The 19,257-nt window shown below is 35.6% G+C and carries 19 protein-coding genes; 6 read left to right on the top strand and 13 right to left on the bottom strand.

The window, feature by feature from the left end:
• Nucleotides 1-12: 12 nt before the first annotated feature.
• Entirely contained in the window at nt 13-1,284 is a 1,272-nt protein-coding gene (gene kynU, locus AM499_RS19985) for a kynureninase (RefSeq protein ID WP_053591839.1), read from the bottom strand.
• Nucleotides 1,285-1,568: 284 nt separating this feature from the next.
• On the opposite strand from kynU, the gene speD reads away from it, so the two are divergent.
• Entirely contained in the window at nt 1,569-2,384 is an 816-nt protein-coding gene (gene speD / locus AM499_RS19980) for an adenosylmethionine decarboxylase (RefSeq protein ID WP_053591838.1), read from the top strand.
• Between the two features lie 336 nt (nt 2,385-2,720).
• Nucleotides 2,721-3,641 carry an NAD(P)-dependent alcohol dehydrogenase gene (locus AM499_RS19975; RefSeq protein WP_231687502.1) on the top strand — a complete coding sequence of 307 codons (921 nt, stop codon included), beginning with the start codon at nt 2,721-2,723 and terminating at the stop codon, nt 3,639-3,641.
• Between the two features lie 82 nt (nt 3,642-3,723).
• Here the strand turns inward: AM499_RS19975 and AM499_RS21910 are convergent, their stop codons facing one another.
• The 5 genes from AM499_RS21910 to AM499_RS19955 all read right to left on the bottom strand — a co-directional run bounded on the left by AM499_RS21910 (nt 3,724) and on the right by AM499_RS19955 (nt 7,560).
• On the bottom strand, nt 3,724-3,864 hold the full coding sequence (locus AM499_RS21910; RefSeq protein ID WP_172794354.1) for a hypothetical protein: 141 nt from the start codon (nt 3,862-3,864) through the stop codon (nt 3,724-3,726).
• A gap of 108 nt (nt 3,865-3,972) precedes the next feature.
• Nucleotides 3,973-4,245, bottom strand: a complete 273-nt coding sequence (locus AM499_RS19970) for an HPr family phosphocarrier protein (protein WP_053591836.1) — start codon at nt 4,243-4,245, stop codon at nt 3,973-3,975.
• A 3-nt stretch (nt 4,246-4,248) separates the two neighbouring features.
• Entirely contained in the window at nt 4,249-5,409 is a 1,161-nt protein-coding gene (nagA, locus tag AM499_RS19965) for an N-acetylglucosamine-6-phosphate deacetylase (RefSeq protein WP_053591835.1), read from the bottom strand.
• Nucleotides 5,410-5,520: 111 nt separating this feature from the next.
• On the bottom strand, nt 5,521-6,963 hold the full coding sequence (nagE, locus tag AM499_RS19960; RefSeq protein ID WP_053591834.1) for an N-acetylglucosamine-specific PTS transporter subunit IIBC: 1,443 nt from the start codon (nt 6,961-6,963) through the stop codon (nt 5,521-5,523).
• A gap of 117 nt (nt 6,964-7,080) precedes the next feature.
• Nucleotides 7,081-7,560, bottom strand: a complete 480-nt coding sequence (locus AM499_RS19955) for a PTS sugar transporter subunit IIA (protein ID WP_053591833.1) — start codon at nt 7,558-7,560, stop codon at nt 7,081-7,083.
• Between the two features lie 455 nt (nt 7,561-8,015).
• Here AM499_RS19955 and AM499_RS19950 point away from each other — a divergent pair, with 455 nt between their 5' ends.
• Complete coding sequence (locus tag AM499_RS19950) at nt 8,016-8,762, top strand: hypothetical protein (RefSeq protein ID WP_053591832.1); 747 nt, start codon at nt 8,016-8,018, stop codon at nt 8,760-8,762.
• A gap of 64 nt (nt 8,763-8,826) precedes the next feature.
• Here the strand turns inward: AM499_RS19950 and AM499_RS19945 are convergent, their stop codons facing one another.
• The 3 genes from AM499_RS19945 to AM499_RS19935 all read right to left on the bottom strand — a co-directional run bounded on the left by AM499_RS19945 (nt 8,827) and on the right by AM499_RS19935 (nt 13,460).
• A complete protein-coding gene (locus tag AM499_RS19945) occupies nt 8,827-11,049 on the bottom strand; it encodes a YcdB/YcdC domain-containing protein (protein WP_053591831.1) in 2,223 nt (740 codons plus the stop codon).
• Nucleotides 11,050-11,344: 295 nt separating this feature from the next.
• Nucleotides 11,345-12,814 (bottom strand): protein adenylyltransferase SelO, encoded by a 1,470-nt coding sequence (locus tag AM499_RS19940; RefSeq protein WP_053591830.1) that lies wholly within the window; start codon nt 12,812-12,814, stop codon nt 11,345-11,347.
• A 142-nt stretch (nt 12,815-12,956) separates the two neighbouring features.
• Nucleotides 12,957-13,460 carry an HXXEE domain-containing protein gene (locus AM499_RS19935; RefSeq protein WP_053591829.1) on the bottom strand — a complete coding sequence of 168 codons (504 nt, stop codon included), beginning with the start codon at nt 13,458-13,460 and terminating at the stop codon, nt 12,957-12,959.
• A gap of 108 nt (nt 13,461-13,568) precedes the next feature.
• On the opposite strand from AM499_RS19935, the gene AM499_RS19930 reads away from it, so the two are divergent.
• The 3 genes from AM499_RS19930 (at nt 13,569) to AM499_RS19920 (ending at nt 16,830) form a co-directional block, all read left to right on the top strand.
• Complete coding sequence (locus AM499_RS19930) at nt 13,569-14,348, top strand: protein kinase domain-containing protein (RefSeq protein ID WP_331457271.1); 780 nt, start codon at nt 13,569-13,571, stop codon at nt 14,346-14,348.
• 309 nt (nt 14,349-14,657) lie between these two features.
• Nucleotides 14,658-15,395 carry a CPBP family intramembrane glutamic endopeptidase gene (locus AM499_RS19925; RefSeq protein WP_053591828.1) on the top strand — a complete coding sequence of 246 codons (738 nt, stop codon included), beginning with the start codon at nt 14,658-14,660 and terminating at the stop codon, nt 15,393-15,395.
• Between the two features lie 94 nt (nt 15,396-15,489).
• Nucleotides 15,490-16,830, top strand: a complete 1,341-nt coding sequence (locus AM499_RS19920; protein ID WP_053591827.1) for a M28 family peptidase — start codon at nt 15,490-15,492, stop codon at nt 16,828-16,830.
• A 113-nt stretch (nt 16,831-16,943) separates the two neighbouring features.
• On the opposite strand, the gene AM499_RS19915 is transcribed toward AM499_RS19920, so the two are convergent.
• From AM499_RS19915 to AM499_RS19900, 4 genes are all read right to left on the bottom strand, one after another.
• Nucleotides 16,944-17,465: an SRPBCC family protein gene (locus tag AM499_RS19915; RefSeq protein ID WP_053592307.1), complete on the bottom strand. Its 522-nt coding sequence runs from the start codon at nt 17,463-17,465 to the stop codon at nt 16,944-16,946.
• Nucleotides 17,466-17,694: 229 nt separating this feature from the next.
• Nucleotides 17,695-18,042, bottom strand: coding sequence for an antibiotic biosynthesis monooxygenase family protein (locus AM499_RS19910; protein WP_053591826.1), 348 nt, complete (start codon nt 18,040-18,042; stop codon nt 17,695-17,697).
• A 252-nt stretch (nt 18,043-18,294) separates the two neighbouring features.
• Nucleotides 18,295-18,570, bottom strand: coding sequence for a DUF1292 domain-containing protein (locus tag AM499_RS19905; RefSeq protein WP_053591825.1), 276 nt, complete (start codon nt 18,568-18,570; stop codon nt 18,295-18,297).
• A gap of 333 nt (nt 18,571-18,903) precedes the next feature.
• Entirely contained in the window at nt 18,904-19,170 is a 267-nt protein-coding gene (locus tag AM499_RS19900) for a DUF1292 domain-containing protein (RefSeq protein WP_053591824.1), read from the bottom strand.
• Between the last annotated feature and the right edge of the window lie 87 nt (nt 19,171-19,257).

The raw sequence follows: 19,257 nt of genomic DNA, 5'->3' as shown, positions 1-19,257 counted from the left end.
AAGTCCTCCTTTTTATGCAACAACATCACGCTTGTTTTCGTACTTTTTATACGTTTCTTCTGTCATGATTTTCTTCAAAATCTGCATAGTATTCCACACATCTTCAAAAGAGTTATACAATGCAACAGGTGCTAGACGGATGCCATTTGGCGAGCGAAAATCAGGAATAACCCGGTGATCTTTTAATGCCTTACAAATGCGAGCTGCCTCTTCATGAACAAGATAAATATGTCCCCCTCTACGCTCATGGTCGACTGGATTGGCAATGTTAAATTGAAAATCCCTTAACTCTTCCTTTATTAAAAACATCATATAATCAGTTAGAGTTAATGACTTGCTACGAATAGCATCTATACCGACCTCCGCAAACATTTGTAACGAACCATATAATGGGGCAGCACTTAATATATTCGGTGTCCCAATTTGATATGCACCTGCATCTGATGCCGGTGACATTTCTATTGCCAGGTCAAACTGCTTCTCTTTATGGGAGCCGAACCAACCTGCGAGTCCAGGTCTCTTTCCAAAATGCTTCTGATTCACGAACAATCCCCCAACTGCACCTGGTCCTCCATTTAAATGCTTATAATTACACCAAAACGCAAAGTCTACATCCCAATCATCCAAATTGTGAGGGACAGATCCAATAGAGTGACATAGATCAAATCCAATGATAATATTTCGTTCGTGCGCAGCTTTAGTAAGCGCTTTCAAATTTAATATTTGTCCACTCCGATACAGCACACTTGGTAACACGATTAGAGCTATATCGTCTGTCATCGATTCTATTATGTCTTCTTCTAGTAGAGTATTCCCATCACGGCTTTTCACGAACTTCATATGTTCTTCTGGGTTATATCCATGCAACGATAACTGACTACTAATGGCATACAAATCAGAAGGGAAGTTCAATTCATCCACCAATATTTTAGTCCGTTTTCCATGGGGATGATAGAAACTAGCAACTAACTGATGTAAATTCGTAGTAGTTGAACCTGTAATCATCACTTCTTCTTTCAATGCTCCAACAAGCGGTGCACACATTTCACTCAACGTTTCCGAAAAATAAAACCAAGGATGCTCACCTTGTGTCCACCCATCTATTCCGTATTTTTTCCATGAATCAAGTATAGATAACAGCGACTGCTCCGCTCTTTTAGACAATAAACCCAAGGAATTCCCATCCATATACAAGATATTTGGCAGCAAATAAAATTCATCTCGATAGTGTTTTAATATATCCTGTTTATCTAATTTCCTCGCATATTCCAATGTAATATCCATTCGTTGAGACACCGTCCCTTATCTAAATTTTCTTTCTATTAAAATAAATCATAGGCATTAAGATAAGTAGTGTCAATAAGACAAGGTAAACTATCAAGTCCATTTTACATAATGAATTCTTGCTACTTCTAAATCTAAAAGAGCAATGGTGTAAATTGTATGTTTCAGAAAAAGTTTTTTGTGGAAAAATAAAGCTAAGGGGAATCTAAAACTAGTTTTAACGCATACTTATTATATCGTTTCAACAGAGCCTTAAATTTATGTGAAAGAGAGGAGTTCAAAAAATGAGTTTAACTCCTAAGCAAAGAATTGAGTTACATGGGTTTAATAACCTTACAAAGACCTTAAGTTTTAATATGTATGATATTTGCTACACAAGAACGAGAGAAGAACGAGAGGCTTATATTGACTATATCGACGAACAATATAATGCGGAACGTTTGACAAAAATATTAACGAAAGTGTCGGATATTATTGAGGCAAATATTTTAAATATTGCACAGCAAGATTATGAACCACAGGGAGCAAGTGTAACCATTTTGGTTTCTGAAGGACCTGTTGACGATTCTCCAGCGGATTCATTTAAAGAATCACCAGGTCCACTACCTGAATCAGTAGTTGGCCATCTGGATAAAAGTCATATAACCGTTCATACTTATCCTGAGTATCACCCGGATGAAGGAATTAGTACATTCCGGGCGGATATTGATATTTCCACCTGTGGAGAAATTTCTCCTTTGAAAGCACTGAATTATTTGATTCATTCATTTGAGACAGATGTTATGGTGATGGACTATCGTGTACGAGGCTTTACTAGAGACGTAACGGGACATAAATTATTTATCGATCATGACATTAATTCCATTCAAAACTATATTCCAGTCGGCTTACAAGAGTATTATCAAATGATCGATGTAAATGTATACCAAGAAAATATTTTTCATACAAAATGTAAACTTAAAAAATTTGATTTAAATAACTACCTATTCGGTTACACAGAGGACGAGTTAACCGATGAAGAAAAGATATCCATTACGAAGAAGTTAAAAACAGAAATGGATGAGATTTTTTATGCTAAAAACATGGCAAGAACAGAATAAATTGTGAGGACCAAATTTTTGGTCCTTTTTTTATTTATATTTACCATTGATTAAGAATGGACCTTAAAATATAAGTAACAGCTTTCAAGTGAAATAGGATGGATTATAGTCCCCCTATTACCTCTTTATTATATAAAAGTGAATTTGTATAAATATATCTATTTATACTGATTGTTGCTATATAAATGGTTATTGGAGAATTTTCACTAGCCATATGGCTTTTATTTAAAGGAAATAAAAGCCTAAAAAATCGAGTGTTCTCATAATATTAAGAAAGGAGGAATAGTTACGAAGGCTATAATTTCTAACAAATATGGTTCACCTGACATTCTAGAATTGAATGAGGTAGAAACGCCGATTCCGGATGACAATCAAGTTCTGGTAAAAATTCATGCAGCATCTTTAAATTACGGAAACTTAGTTCTTTTGAAAGGGGAACCGTACCTTGCCCGCTTTGCATTTGGTATATTGAAACCAAAATACTCCATACCTGGAGGTGACTTTGCAGGGAGGATAGAATCAGTCGGCAAAAATGTTAACCATTTTAAGCCTGGTGATGAAGTGTTTGGAGACTTATCCGGTTGTGGTTGGGGAACTTTTGCTGAATATGTCGCAGTACCTGAACATGTATTGGTATTAAAACCGTCTAATCTTTCATTTGAGGAAGCTGCTGCAGTGCCTATGGCAGCTACCACTGCCCTTCAGAGTTTAAGGAATAAAGGCAAGATTGAATCAGGACAGAAAGTTTTGATTAATGGTGCATCTGGTGGTGTAGGGACTTTTGCAGTCCAGATTGCCAAATCATTTGGGGCGGAGGTAACTGGGGTATGTAGTACGAGAAATTTAAACATTCTCCAATCAATTGGTGCAAACTTTGTCATTGATTATACAAAAGAAGACTTCACCAAAAATACACAACGTTATGACCTAATTCTTGCTGTGAACGGGTATCAACCTATTTCGGCTTATAAACGTGCTCTTCGTCCGAAGGGAAATTATGTTATGGTCGGAGGTTCCGGAGCCCAATTAACTCAAGCTATGGTTTTAGGACCTTTCTTTTCCATGACTGGGGGTAAAAAGATGGGTAGCTTTTTACAAAGAGCAAATCAAAAAGATTTGACTTTTATCAAAGAACTAATAGAGGCAGGTAAAGTTAAACCTGTAATTGAAAGAAGTTATAAGCTGAATGAGGTTCCCGAGGCTTTCAGGTATTTTGAAGAAGGTCACAATCAAGGAAAAGTAGTCATTACAATGTAAAGAGAACATCCAACCTCCTAGCAGCTATGCAAATTATTAACTAGCTTGCGAGCTGCTCGAGGTTGAGATTCATAATCATAGTTTAATTGTACTGTTGAGTTGAAGAGGAACTACTTGTTGTTGCGGTGTCATACGCAATAAGCGTAACTCCAAGTTTTTCTTCTAGCTCATTTAGTTCCTGCAACTGCTCACGGTCTAGTTCTGCAAATTTAGTCTCGTTCATTTCATCATTCATCCTTTCTTTAAAAAATAGTTTATCCTGGATGAATTCGATTATACAAAAATGTATCCTTTCACAACTGCAGAAAAAGCCTTACAATTTTAAACTTCTTTATTCATATTCCTCCCCAAGTCCTTTCGAGATAATAACCTCTGTCACCTTGCTTAACAGTTCCTCAGCATCTTCTCCTTCGGCTGAAATAGTGACAACTGATCCGGTAGTAATAGATTGAGCCATTACACCCATAATGGATTTTAAGTTTACCGATTTTCCATTATACGTAAGTTGTGCCTCTGAATTAAAAGGTGTAACCGCTGAAACTAATAACGTGGAAGGCCTTGCGTGTAGACCTTCAGAAGTTGTAATCTTAAAGATTTTTTCCATTTATCAAGTCTCCTTTTCGAATACGATTTGACCTCTGCAAATTGTTATTTGAACATGTAAGTCCTTGTTAAGCAATACTAAGTCGGCATCTAAACCTTCCTCAATAAATCCCTTATTAGAGAGCTTTAATTGTTTCGCAGCATTTGTAGAAGACATGGAGACTAACTCCATAAACGAACAATTTGTTGCTTGTCGGAAATGACGAACTGCTTGATCCATCGTCAGCATGCTCCCTGCTAATGCACCATTTGATAGATGCGCTCCCTTCTCTGTTACACTTACCATTTGTCCTCCTAAATCATAGCTTCCATTTGGTAGCCCTTTTGCTCTCATAGCATCTGTGATCAGAATTATTCCGGAAGCTCCCTTTAATCGATATGTCAACTTAACTGCATTCGGATGACAATGAATAAAATCTACAATAAGCTCCGTTTTTATTTCATCCGAAATCAATACACTTCCTACCACTCCAGGTTCACGGTGGTGAAATGGGCGCATTTGATTATATAAGTGAGTTGCTTGTTTTACACCTAGCTTAACCGCCTGTTCTACCTCTTCGGAAGAAGCATCAGAATGTCCAATGGAAACAACGATACCCTGACTACTAGCTTTCTCTACAAATTCAAGACCCCCTGTTACTTCGGGAGCAATAGTAATTTGCTTGATACGGTTATTACTTAGATGCTGCCAACTATCAAACTGCTCCAGAGAAGGTTCTATTATATATTCAAGTGGTTGTGCCCCAGCTCTTTTAGGAGAAATATATGGGCCTTCCACATGTATTCCTAGAACTTCTGCTTCATCTGTCTTACTAACAAAACTTGCGATATTCTTTAGTGCAGCCTCTATTGCATTAGTTGTTTGTGTCATCGTAGTAGGTAAAAAACTTGTGGTCCCTTCTTTTACTAAAGAACGTGCCATCCCTCTTAGCGCTTCCTCTGTTGCGTCCATCGTATCAAAACCAGCAGAGCCGTGAATGTGCATATCTATAAAACCCGGGAATACAATCCAATCTTTAGAAGCTCCGTTAAGATAAATATCTGCTTCGTTCGATAACTGTGTTCCTATCTTTTCAATCTTTCCATCTTTAAGAAATAAGTCCCCAACTACTTCTTTATCATGATTTACGATTGTTACGTTGGAAATTAGTATAGTTTTTGGCATGATTCACTTCTCCTTGGTATTAATATGTATACCAATTATAATAAATGTTTAGTAGAAAAAAAGCTGTTTATGAAAGGAACAATCTCCTTAAACAGCTTTTTTCTACTATTTCTAATTCCTAATTTTTTCGATTTCGTCCGCCACAAATTGCACACTAGTTCCTACAATTACTTGAATACTCGTTGGACCGACAACGTTGATACCAGGAACACCAGTATCTTTTATTTTCTTTTGATCTACCAGAGCCATATCTATTACCTCTACCCGCAAACGAGTAGCGCAATAGTCTACAGAAGTGACGTTTGCATCCCCACCTAACCCATCGTAAATAATAGAAGCTAAGATGGAGAATTTACTACTAGATGAGTTGTCAACAACTTCCTCGATTTCTTCCTCATCCTCTTCTCTACCTGGTGTTTTCAAGTCAAATTTCACGATTAAGAATCGGAATAAGAAATAGTAAATAACAGCAAAAACTAAACCTTGAACAACTAACATTAATGGTAAATTTGCAATTGGAATTCGAAGACTTAAGAAAAAGTCTATGAACCCTGCACTAAAAGTGAATCCTGCTGTCCACTGGAAGGATGCAGCAATGAACAATGATAGACCAGTTAACGCAGCATGCACTACATATAAAGCTGGAGCTAAAAACATAAATACAAACTCAATTGGTTCTGTAACCCCTGTAAAAAAAGATGCAAAGCCCGCTGCAAGCATTAGGGAAGCCACTTGTTTTTTTCTTTTCGTCTTCGCTGTATGATACATCGCCAGTGCAGCTGCTGGTAATCCAAACATCATTATTGGGAAGAACCCAGCCTGGTACATCCCTGTAACACCTTTAACACCTGAACTATCCCAGAACTTTCCGATATCGTTAATACCAATTGTATCGAACCAAAATACTGCATTTAACGCATGATGCAAGCCAGTTGGTATTAACAGACGATTGAAGAATCCATATATACCTGCGCCTGCTGCACCTAGGCTACTAATTGACTCACCAAACGAAACTAACCAGCCATATACGATTGGCCAAATAAAGAATAATGCTACGGAAACAACTAACATCACTACCGCAGATACAATCGGAACAAGCCGTTTTCCACTAAAGAATGCTAAAAAATCAGGTAGCTTTACATGACTGAAGCGATTAAACATTGCTGCTGCAATAAGTCCAGAAATGATACCAACAAAAGCATTATCAATCTTCGCGAAAGCTGCATTTACATTAGCAGAATCTATACCTTGTAACAAAGCAACCGAATTAGTGGATAACATAGTCGTTACAACTAGAAAGGCAACTAAACCACTTATTGCAGCAGAGCCGTCTCTTTCTTTGGCCATTCCAAATGCAACGCCTACCGCAAATAGAATTGGAATATGGTCAAGAATAGAAGCTCCTGCTTTGATTAGAAATGCGGCTAATACATTTCCAGAACCCCAACCCGTAGGGTCAATCCAATAACCAATACCCATCAAAATTGCAGCTGCCGGTAAAACAGCTACTGGTAGCATTAAAGAGCGTCCGAGCTTTTGAATATATTTCATCATAATATGCCCATCCTCTTTTCTTATTTATAAGATAATTAAGATATAAAAAAATAAAATGATTGCAGTCTACAGAATAAAGTCTCTTAATCTATTAAAATTAAACCTCCTTTTTTCGCTTTATTTTGGAAATACTGTCATCAATAATGTTTCACCCACAATACCTTCTTTTGAATCTTCGAATCGTATAACTCTTTCTGCACTATTTGTAATAACTATTGGTGTGACTATTTTTTTATCTTGAGCACGAAGCAAATCCCAATCCACTTCTACTAGTGGTTGCCCGACAGAAATCGATTCATCCTGTTGAACCAATATCGTAAAGCCACTTCCCCCTAATGAAACCGTTTCCAAACCAATATGAATCAAAATCTCCGTTCCGTTTTTTGAACGAAGTCCGATTGCATGTTTGGTATCGGATAGAAGAATGACTGTACCTTCTATTGGAGAGTGAACCTTGCCCCCATTTGGTATAATAGCAAGCCCTTCTCCCATCATCTTTTGACTAAAGACGGGGTCTGGAACTTCCTCGATTGGAATTATTTCACCGTTTAGAGGGGCATAAATTAGTAGTTTCGATTTAAAAAACTTGGACAGCATTTGCATTGGCTCCTTTGTCATGAAGACTCAAAAAAATTGTATTCCTAATATATATTGTCCGAACTTGAAAGGCAGAACATAAAAAAGCATGGGGCAAATGAAAAGAATAAAAAATTCTTTTCAATTCACCACCATGCCAGAACAAGCATTGGGTATATTCTATTATTCCAATCATATTGGCTTAGCCAATACACATAAATGCTGAAAGTTACGTATGGTGAACAATATGGACTAGTTATACGTAGTAAGTCTAGATGGGGTACAGTGATTCGAATTACAACTCCCAAAAACCTACTAACTCTTTAAAAGTTAGTAGGTTTTTTATCTATTAACATATCTTTACTATATAGAATTGTTATTTATCTATCTTTCGATGTTTAAATTACCATTAATTCCCGTGACAAAAGCAGAAATAACTATCGTACAATTAGGTGAAACGAGATAGGAGGATATAAGTGGATAGTTTATTTTTAGTAATATCGATCGTTAGTCTGTTTGCAATTTTTATTTTCGGAATAATTTCATTCGTTTCGTTTATTAAGAAAAACGGGACAAAAGGTAAAAAAATGCTTATATTTAGTGGTATTTCTGTATTAGTTATGATTATTTCATTTTTTGCTTTTGGATTAACTACCGATACGACGACAACAGCCGAAACGGAAAGTGCAAAAGAGGTTGAACCAGTTAAGGAAGAAACTGCTGAAGAGAAAGCAACTCGTGAAGCAAAAGAAGCAGAAGAAAAAGCGGCTGCAGATGAAAAAGCTAAACAAGAAGCAGAGGCAAAAGCTAAAGCAGAAGCTGAACAGTTAGCAAAAGAGGAAGCAGAAGAAAAAGCAAGACAAGAACAACTTGCAAAAGAAGCTGCAGAAAAGAAAGCAAATGCCCAAACAATTGAATACGCTCAATTGAAAAAGAATCCAGACCGTTATAGCGATGAATACGTGAAATATACGGGCGAAATCGTACAAATATTAGAAGGCGACGGTATGACGAATATTCGATTGTCAGTAACAAAAGAGTCATATGGTTATAGTTTTAATGACATTGTATTTGTCGAATATGTAGGCTATACAGATTTCGTTGATAATGATATTGTCACGATTTATGGAACAGTATATGGAGAATATACATATGAATCACAAGCAGGATATAATATTTCTCTTCCTGGTATTATAGCTGATGAAGTACTACCAGCTGAGTAAACCAATTTAATACACCAAAACAAAACCCTCTCCCGTCTTTGTACGGGGAGGGTTTTGAAATGTTTTAGTAACGGATGCCATTTCCTTTTTCAGCGATTTCGTGAGCTAATAGAATGGTTGAAACAGCCAACTCTGCGTAAGTCACTTCTTGAGCAGGATTGAATTGATTTTTTTCAACTTTAAATAATCCCATGGAGTTTGCTAAAGCTACATATCCTATATACTCTTTTTGCACCTTACTTGCATCTGCAAAGTCTATTTTATAGATGTTACTATGTTTAGCTGCTTGCTCTAAACCTAGAACTCTAATATACCACGCTGCTAGTTCTTCTCTTTTGATAGGTGCATCCACATCAAAGTTCTTGCCAGATGGTTGAATTACTCCCATACTTACCGCACGTTCTACTGCTTGATATAGAGGATGTTTTGGATCGATATTATCAAAAGTTTGTTTTAAATTTTCGTTATTATTATAATACATTCCGTCATAGAAATAAGTGAGAGAGTTTAATAAAACTTTTAATGCTTCTCCTTTAGAGATTGCTGCATCACCGTTGAATTTTTTAGGATCTTTTACTTCTAAGACTTTCGCGCTGATTAAATAATTTAACTCCTCTTCAGCCCAAGCATGTTTAATAGTTTCAGGACTTTTAAAATTGTTCAAGTTATTCCATTCACCCGTAGTAGCATCTAAAAAGCTAAATGAGTTTTCATTAAATACTGGAACATACACAAGGTCATAATGATTTTTTTCTTTGTCGTTACTTGGTTTCAAATAAGTAAGTTTTATATTAAGAGCTTCTTTTAATTTAGCCAACGCGTCTTTTTCAGAAATTACTTTATCAAGTGCTGGCCAATCTTTTATCTCTTGATAACCAACGTGAAGGTTTTTTAATGATCCGTCCCCAGCAATACTTACATTAATTTGATCGCCAATCACTACAATACCATTTACTACTCGAGGGAAAGAGAAGTTATAGGATCCTTGCATATCATCATAAAATGCTTCTTCTACTGGTAACGCATAGTTGTGAAGATAAGATGGAATCATTTCTTTTACATATTTTAATGCCTGCGTGAGAGCATCCTTTTGAGTAAGCTTGTTCTCACTAGGTTTTTCTCCGTTTTGTTGTAGAATATCTCTTGTTATATCATAATATTGAATAATTTCACCAGTATTCTTATTAATTTCTAAGCTAGTTCCATGTCCACCATTTGCATATTCGTACATATAGTCAACTCTGATCACGGATTGGCCATTATAATTTTCAACCTCATCCATTGATTGAATGGTTAGTTTTATTTTGTCCGATTTGGATTTAATAAACTTTTCAGCAATTTTCTTAGCTTCTTCTAATGTAACTCCATTTTGTTTTGCAGGCAGTGGGTTAGCAGAAATCTTTTCAAGTTTCGTTTTCTCAGGATATTCTGTTGTGTAATCGTTTGAAGTCAGCCACTTACCTGTAGATGCATGAATTCCGCGTACTTTAGTTGTAGGTTGGTAAATGAGCTTAACACCCCGTTCACCAGTTCTGTAATCAAAATCAATTTGATATTGTTTATCAATAGAAAGGTTATCTTTAAACTTTTTTAATAGCTCCGCTTCATCTTTTAATTGTTTAACATCATCGAATGTAGCAGATTTCTGAACTGGTGTCTTATAAAAATTAACGACTTCACCATTTCCAAGAACAGTTACTTCCATTCTTTGTTCAGAAATAGATATATCATTTTTGGTGCTAGTAAAAGAAAAGTTGTAACGAATAGGCTCGGTTAATATTTGTTGCGGGTAATAATTGTAGGAGTCTGTTTCTAATTGATATTCTGCATTTGCAATAAAACTCTTCATAAAATCTTCTGCAATTTTTTTTGCTGCCTCTTTGGAGACTTTTGCAGGAAACAATGCTTCTTTTTCATTGGTTGGTTGGAAGTAATAATTTTCTAATTCTAATTTTTCTCCCACAAATCCAACGCCTCCACTTGTGTGCTTACCATTTACTTCCTTAAAGAAAGACAGATTATATCTTACTTCCTTATCAGTTGGGTAATAGTAACCGCTTCCCATATGGAAATCATTATTGGATAGATGATCAAACTTCTTTGGAAACAATTCTTTTAATCTCTTGATTAAATCATTTTTCGTGAAAACTTTTTCTGTTTCCGCTACTTGAATTTGTACTTGAGGTGGCTCATTTGTTGAAGTTGAAGCACTTGCAATGGATGAAAACATTCCTAACGTTAAAGCTGAAGAAGTTAATACAATTCCAAATTTCTTTAATTTAGCCAAAATAATCCTCCTAAAATTGTAATATTTAAAGTGTACACTAAATTCTGTAAATTGTGAACAATATTATTCCATTTGGAAATTGTAAACAATTCTATAGAGTCTATGTTTAGTTTAGGAGGAAAATGTCTTATAATATTAAATCAGGTTTAAAATTAGTTATTTTTACATTACTAATAAGACTTTATAAGTAGGCAAAAAGTTTCTTTCAAAATATTGTCATTACTTATATAAAAATAAAAAAGATAGGATAGCATTGTATTTGCTATCCCTATCTTTTTTAAGTTGATGATATTTCTTATGTTCCACAAAACGTACGATAAGAACTGTTTTCTTGGTCAGGCAGTTTAGTATATTCATCTTGTTCAGGAGTATGAGCGTATGGTCTTGATAAAGCGTTTAGTAACCGCTCCATTACACTGTAGTCACCTTGTGCAACAGCTGCATCCAGGGCCTCTTCTACCCGGTGGTTTCTTGGGATTACAGCAGGATTACTGTTTCGCATCAAGTCATGAGAGGATGCTTTCGATTCCTGCTGTCTACTTAACCTCTCCTGCCATTTCTTTTTCCACTGAGCAAACTCAGGTGTTCCAAATAATTTCGTATCCTCATTCGTATCGAAAGTTAATGCACGAAAAGTATTGGTATAATCTGCACCATTCTTTTGCATTATACGGAGAAGTTCATCCACGAGTGCCTCATCTTCTTTTTCCTCGTTGTATATCCCCAACTTAGCTCTCATCCCTGATAGCCAATTAGAGAAATATAATTTAGGAAAATCTTCTATCGCATTCTGGGCTAGTTTAATTGCTTGCTCTTCATCTTCATGGAGTAGCGGTAATAAGCTTTCAGCAAATCGTGCTAAATTCCATCCAGCAATATTCGGTTGATTGCCATAAGCATAGCGACCATTAACATCTATAGAGCTAAAAACAGTTGATGGATCATAGGCATCCATAAACGCGCAAGGACCATAATCAATAGTTTCTCCACTAATGGCCATGTTGTCTGTGTTCATGACTCCGTGAATAAAGCCAACCAGTTGCCATTTTGCAATTAGCGACGCCTGACGTTTAATCACTTCCTGAAGTAGGAAAATATAACGATTAGGGGAAGTCTCTCCTTCTGGATAATGTCGTTCAATTGTATAATCAGCCAGGTCTCGAAGATCTTCAAAAGTTCCCCATTTCGCTGCGAATTGAAAAGTACCTACACGCAGATGACTTGCAGCCACGCGGGTCATAATTGCACCAGGTAGATTAGTTTCACGAATGATAGATTCACCGGTAGTTACCACCGCTAAACTCCGTGTAGTAGGTATACCAAGCGCATGCATGGATTCGCTAATAATGTATTCTCTTAGCATTGGCCCTAGTGCCGCACGTCCATCTCCCCCACGAGAATAAGGAGTTCTACCAGAACCTTTCAGTTGAACATCAAATCGCTCACCTTGAGGTGTAATTTGTTCTCCAAGCAAAATAGCTCGGCCATCTCCTAACATGTTAAAATGTCCGAATTGGTGCCCGGCATAAGCCTGAGCAAGAGGGAAAGCACCTTCTGGATTTCGGTTTCCAGCAAGTTGTGCAACACCATCTTCACTTTTCAGTGAATCTATATCTAACCCCAAGGATTTAGCCAACGAATCATTAAGAATGGACAATTTCGGTGAGCTCACAGGGTTAAGGGTGAGGCTAGTAAAAAATATGTTTGGAAGACGGGCATAACTGTTATCGAAGTTCCATCCTATTAGTTCTTCTCGGTTTGTCATCTTATCTCCTTTGCTTCTTCTGTCATTAAGTCTAAGTTTTAGCAATTTTCATATGCTCAAAATGCTTCTATTTTAGTGTCCTCTGCTGCTACTTTATTATACCCTTCCGACACCAATAAAAGTTTTGACTTGTGTATTTCCACTATCCGTTTCCTACTATTTTTACAATGAATTTTGCAAACATTATTGATCCCATTGCAAATGGAGTTTGTAAAATAAAACCTAGTGCCAAATAAATTAATATTTGCTTACATGTTATTAAATTATCTGAGAGAAGCTTTTTAATACTAAACAAACAAAAAGGGACTAAAATAAAAATAGAAGTGATGACACCAGGTACATATTTTTGAAAGAAAATACTTTGCAAAATATGCCCAATACCATTAGCTAAAAAAATACCAGATACTAAGATCGAAAAGTATTGTATAGGTCCTATCCCTATAAAGTCTTTATTCGTTGCTGCAAACATACAACCAATAAAAACAATCAACCATAATATACTAAAAGCCAAAATGAATTCTACTGTTGTAACTTTAAAAGGGAGAACCATCGAAAAATATTCAACAGTTAAAATTTCTTCAAGGTCATGAATAAAAAATACAATTGGAAACAACCATATTAACCATCTAATTTTTAATAGTTCCATCATACACCCCATTATTCTTTCGAATAAATAGCTATACTTCTCTATAATTGACTGTATATTTATTATATCAATAAGGTCATATTTAAGAGATAACTATAAGCAAGTGAGGTGAGAAACATATCCATTTTACGTTCTATTCGAAAAGCCTATCAATTTTTTGTAGATATACCATTGAAAGCAGGTACAGTCTTAAACCAACAATATGAGGTTTTAAATGTTATTGGAACAGGAAGCTACGGCATACTTTATCGATGTAAAGACCTAAAAACGAACGATTACAAAGTGGTGAAACAACTAAGACTAAGTAAGCAACGTTCTAAAAAAGAAATAAAGCTATTTGAAAATGAAATCTCCATTTTACAAAAGTTAAACCATGAAAACATGCCTAAATTTTTTGAGGCTTTTACACATAACGAGCTACTATTTTATGTTATGAACTATATGGAAGGAGACAATTTAGAGGACTTGATTTTTTATAAAAAGGTTACTTTCAATGAAGAACAGTCTTTAAATTTGCTAGCGGACCTCCTTGTTTTAGTAGATGATTTACATAATAAGAACGTCTATCATGGCGACTTGCGTATTCCGAACATTATTATAAATAACAACCATTTATTTTTAATCGACTTTGGATTGTCTAAGCTGAATCCCTCAAGTGGTGAGATGAAAGAACAGGACTACTTTGATTTAGGTGAGATACTCTTATATTTACTTTACACAACCTATCCTACAAGAAATAAAAAAGCTCTTCCTTGGACAGAAGAACTTTCTTTAAAAAATGAAACAATTTATTTACTTAAAAGACTTTTACAAATAAAAGAACCTTATACAACTACTAAAGACATCTTGAAGGATCTACAAGCTGCACTTCTCGCCAATAAAAAGTGAAAGAATTAACTACTGCTTCTGCCCTTGCGTTTGTAGTAGTTACTTCCACTCATTGGATTTCTTCTATAATTACTGCTACTGCTTCCACGCTTATAATAACTTTTTCTTCGATCGCTGCTACTACCTCGACGATAATGACCATGTCTACGCTCGCTACTACCTTGAGAAAGTTGTTTGATTTGCTTTAATATTTTTTTAAACATATTACCCTCTTTTCATGTTTTTATTTGTTTTCAGTCTAGCACAGAGGAATGAGAAACCTAAATAATTTGCCTTTTTAAACCGAAACTAAGGGAGAGGTGACTAGAATTGGATTTGTTTCTTGAATATATTCTTTGGATTACTCCTGGATTTTTAATTCTTTTAGTGACATATTTACTATTACCTAAAAATGCATTCTCCACAAAAATATTTATTCTCATTCTAGGTTTTATCTTAATTAGAGACAATATGACTACGTTTGATTTTTGGCATTTTGGAACAACAAACAATCTTCCTTGGATGAGATTCACAGAGAATGGTAGCTTACTTATTTTAATGGGTGTAGTTTCACTAATGATTACAGGTGGAATCATCTATCTTCAAAAAGACATGCGACACTTACTTTTCTGGATAGGAAATCAAAAAGTATTATCTCTTTTTATGGGAATCTTAGGCGCTATCATTGTGGTACTTCCTTTCTTCTTTATATATCAAGGGATTCCTCTGGAAAAAAGAGGCGGTTATTTTCCTACTGAGGTTCTACCATTATTATTCTTTTTCGCATTATCCGGTAATTTGATGGAAGAAGTTCTATTCCGTGGTTATTTACAGGGATATTTTGAGTCAATCACTGATTCCATTCGTGCAGCACTTCTTTCAGGTCTGATGTTTGGAGTAGGTCATGTTTTTCTTGCAACAACAGTTACCACTTTAGGATTACCAGTCATTTTATTTACTTTTTTCGAGGGAATTATTTGTAGCTTTGTTCGCCTGAAATATGGTATTTTTCCTTCAACACTTACGCATGGTCTCTCTATCTTTGTTTTAGCTTCAAGTATTTTTTAGTAATTAACAGCGTCTATAAAATTTATATGAAATGAAACAAGTAAATATCTCATTTTTGCTCATCCTAAATCAATAACGATATAGGAGGTATAAAATGCGAATATCTAACAATAAAATCATACTGACAATTATACTTGGTATTGCTACAGTCGTCCCAATAGTAGCGTTTAGTCCACACTTTGCTTCCACCGAATTCGAAAAAATGAATGCACTTGAGACACAAGTTTTATGGGGAATCGATGCTGATAATATTTACAACAATATAAGGGTTTTATCAAAAACTCCTCGTGTTGCTGGTACTGCTCAAGAGAATGAGGCGGTTGCATATATAAAAAAACAGTTTGAATCATATGGTTACGAATCTGAAGTTCAATCTTTCCATTTTAATAGCTATACACCACCACAGACTCTAGCGTTATCTGTAAAGGGTTACTCCCAACGTTTACAGCCTATTGCGTTTGAATATTCAGTTAATGGTGATATATCAGGTGAAATTGTTGCAGCTGGACTTGGAAAAATGGAAGATTTAAATAAACTAAACTTAAAAGGAAAAATTGCACTCATCCAACGTGGAGAAATTACCTTTGCTGACAAAATATCAAACGCCACTGCCAAAGGTGCAATAGGTGTCATCATTTACAACCAAGAGTCAGATACGATTAATGCAAGTTTAGGGGACGCAACTAAGACAAGCGTTCCAGCTGTTTTTTTAACAAAAGAAGAAGGGGACGACTTAATAAGTCATCTAAAAAAAAATCCTGGGTCTATCGGGCAACTTAACATAAAAGGCGCAAGTTTCAATCAAAATACTTCTCATAATGTCATCGCTATAAAAAAACCAGTAAAATTAAACAACTCGACGAATAATATCATTGTGATCGGTGCACATCACGATTCCGTTGCAGGAGCTCCTGGTGCAAATGATGATGCATCTGGTACTGCGATGACATTGGAACTCGCTCGTGTATTAAAAAATATTTCATCCGATACAGAGATCCGTTTTGTCACGTTTGGTGCTGAAGAGTTAGGTTTACTAGGTTCTTCTCACTACGTAGAAAGTTTGTCGGAAGATGAAAAAAATCGAATCGTTGCAAATTTTAACCTAGATATGGTAGGAAGTAAAAATGCAGGTAATTTAATTCTTCAAACGATAGACGGTAAACCTAATCTTGTTACAGACCTTTCCCAGGAGGCTAGTGAAAAGTTAAATGGAGAACCAACTCCATTTAACCAAGGAGAACGAAGTGATCATGTGTCATTTGCTGAAGCTGGTATTCCTGCAGCACTCTTCATCCATCATCCAACAGAGGAGTGGTATCATACACCACAGGATACAATAGATAAAATAAGCAAAAGTAAGTTACAAGATGTGGCTGAAATAGTTGGTTTGGCTATACTAAATCAGATTGTTTCTGAAAACCAAAGTTCAAAATAATCAATATCTCTGAAAGATAAAAATTTAGTTTAAGCATCAAGAAAGGGTCATACTTAACCTCTAGTATGACCCTTCTTTTTATTTTATTAAAACCTTCATAAAAGATCTCTTTATTAAATATTTTTTAGAAGGTCATCAAGTCGTTCGTATTGCGAAGAGGTTCCTTGGACTACCCCCATGTCTAGTACTTGCTGAAGATTTTCTAAGGTAGCGAATTCAGACCGAGTAATGAGTTTTGTCTTATCTCCATCTTCAGTAAAAATCATTGTAACTAGTAGTTCAGGCATGCCAGCAATCGCATTTCCTTTATCATCTGCAAACATGTCTGTGTAAACAATTTTTTCAGGAGCAACTATCTCATGATAGATAGCCATCCCCCAAGATTCTTGTCCATAAAAGTCTCCTTGATTTTCATCTTCGCATGTCATGCAATAATGCCATACTCCTTCTGGCTTAAACTCAAATTGGCGATTTATTGTCTTCCATCCCTTTGGTCCCCACCAGCTCTCCAATCGTTCTGAATCTGAAAATGCTTCAAACACAAGAGAACGCGGTGCGTTAAAAATCCTCTCCATGACAAGAACTTTTCCTTCCGTGAACGTCGTTAACTCGTTTGTTGATTTATTCTCTGACATTTTAATCCCTCCATCTTTTTCGTAGATTTTTGCAGAGGCAAGGTTGTTAGAATAATGAATTCCATCCGACCCTTCCATATTAAAGCGCTGAATACCGCCTTGGTCTTATACTAATTTCTATAGTTGCAACAGAAAATCCTTTTGGTCCCCAAAATAATCTTTTAAATTATTTATTCATAATAAAAAGCATTACTTCTATTGAAATAATGCCCTTCTATAATTATTGATTTCAATCTAAATTATTATCCTCGTTAACTTCAAAAGTGTATGCTTTTTCTACTTTAGAAATCCTTACTGAGAAGTTTTTATACCATTCAGATTTACCTTTTTCTTGCGCCACTTTATGCGCAGAATTGTCTTTCCAGCTTTTTATTGCTTCTAAAGAGTCCCAGTAGGAAATGGTTATTCCCAATTCATGATCACGAGCACTCTCTATTCCTAAAAAGTCTTTCTGCTGTGATGCCAATTCTTCCATTTTTTCTGCCATTCTTCCATAGCCCTTTTCAACATTTGTACGCTGCGATGTAAATATCGCTGCATAATAAGGAGGTTGGGGAAGCTTTGCTATTCCACTCATCTTTGGACACCCCCATCATTTCTTGGAATTATAAGTATGATGGTACATTAATAATCTCTATTTAGATACATAAAATTAAAAAACAGAGGAGAAAAAATTCTCCTCTAAGGTTATAGTGGCAGGCAGCCCAGTAATCTTTTTCTACTTCTCGAAAGATTGGATGTTCTTCTCGGAAACGGGTTGCCTCTTTCAAAAAAAAATTGAATTAAAAAAAGAAGAGCTAATTTTGCTCTTCCTCTTGGTTTTGATTTTTTATTTATTGCTAGCTTCAGCAAATGCAGCAGATACTTTTTCAAATTCCTCGTCAACCTCAATAAAAGACAATTCTCCCTCGTCTTCTATACGGAAAAAGAAAACATCAATGTCATCTTCCGTTTCTGCTTGAATATCTTCTACAAAGCCGACTGCAGCGTAATCAACTTTCTCGACAGTCAACAGACCAAGCACTTCCATATCTTGCTCCTGATCATTTTCATCTAGCACCGTAAAGATATTACCTACTTCAATTTTCCCTTGATTTTCTTCCATTCTAAAAACCTCCTTCAACTATTTTTTTCAAATTAATCTTTCGACTTACAACTAATTATCCGTTAAAAACGAATTATTAGCAAAAAGAAAATCTATTTAGTTTTCTCATGAATAAATTTTATACTAGCGCCTGTTTTTAATCTTCTATTAGCTCTTCCGTGCCGTCTTGACCATAAGAGATGCGAAAGATAGCAGGATTTAAATGTTCTTCTTTAGCTTGTCCTCATTAGGTCGGGGACCAATATAAAAATCTCAATTGATCCCCATTGAAATACCTTTTTAAAAACTGTCATTCTGTTTATGACGAACACAGTTCAAACCCATTAGTACCGTTTATTCTAAATCTTCTCTTGCTTCAATAAAGGCAGTAGATACTTTTTCAAATTCCTCGTCATTATCGATAACACACAATTCATCCTCTTCAATTCTCAAAAGGTATACTTTTAAGTCTTCTTCGGAATCCTCTTGGTTATCTTCCGCAATTCGGACAGCAGCGTATTCTGTATTATCGACAGTCATTAGATCCAGCACCTCGATCTCTTGCTCTCGATTATTTTCATCCATCACTGTAAGAATTTCCCCAACTTCAATATTATCTATTCTCTCTTCTATTTCTTTCAGCTCCTTACATTATTTAAGACATCGATAATCATCCTACCCTTTCGATTACCGCTTTACTCATTGTTA

The sequence above is a fragment of the Bacillus sp. FJAT-22090 genome, assembly GCF_001278755.1.
GTDB lineage: Bacteria > Bacillota > Bacilli > Bacillales_A > Planococcaceae > Psychrobacillus.
The sequence above is the reverse complement of the archived record's forward strand: the minus strand, read 5'-3'. Positions and strand labels throughout refer to the sequence as shown.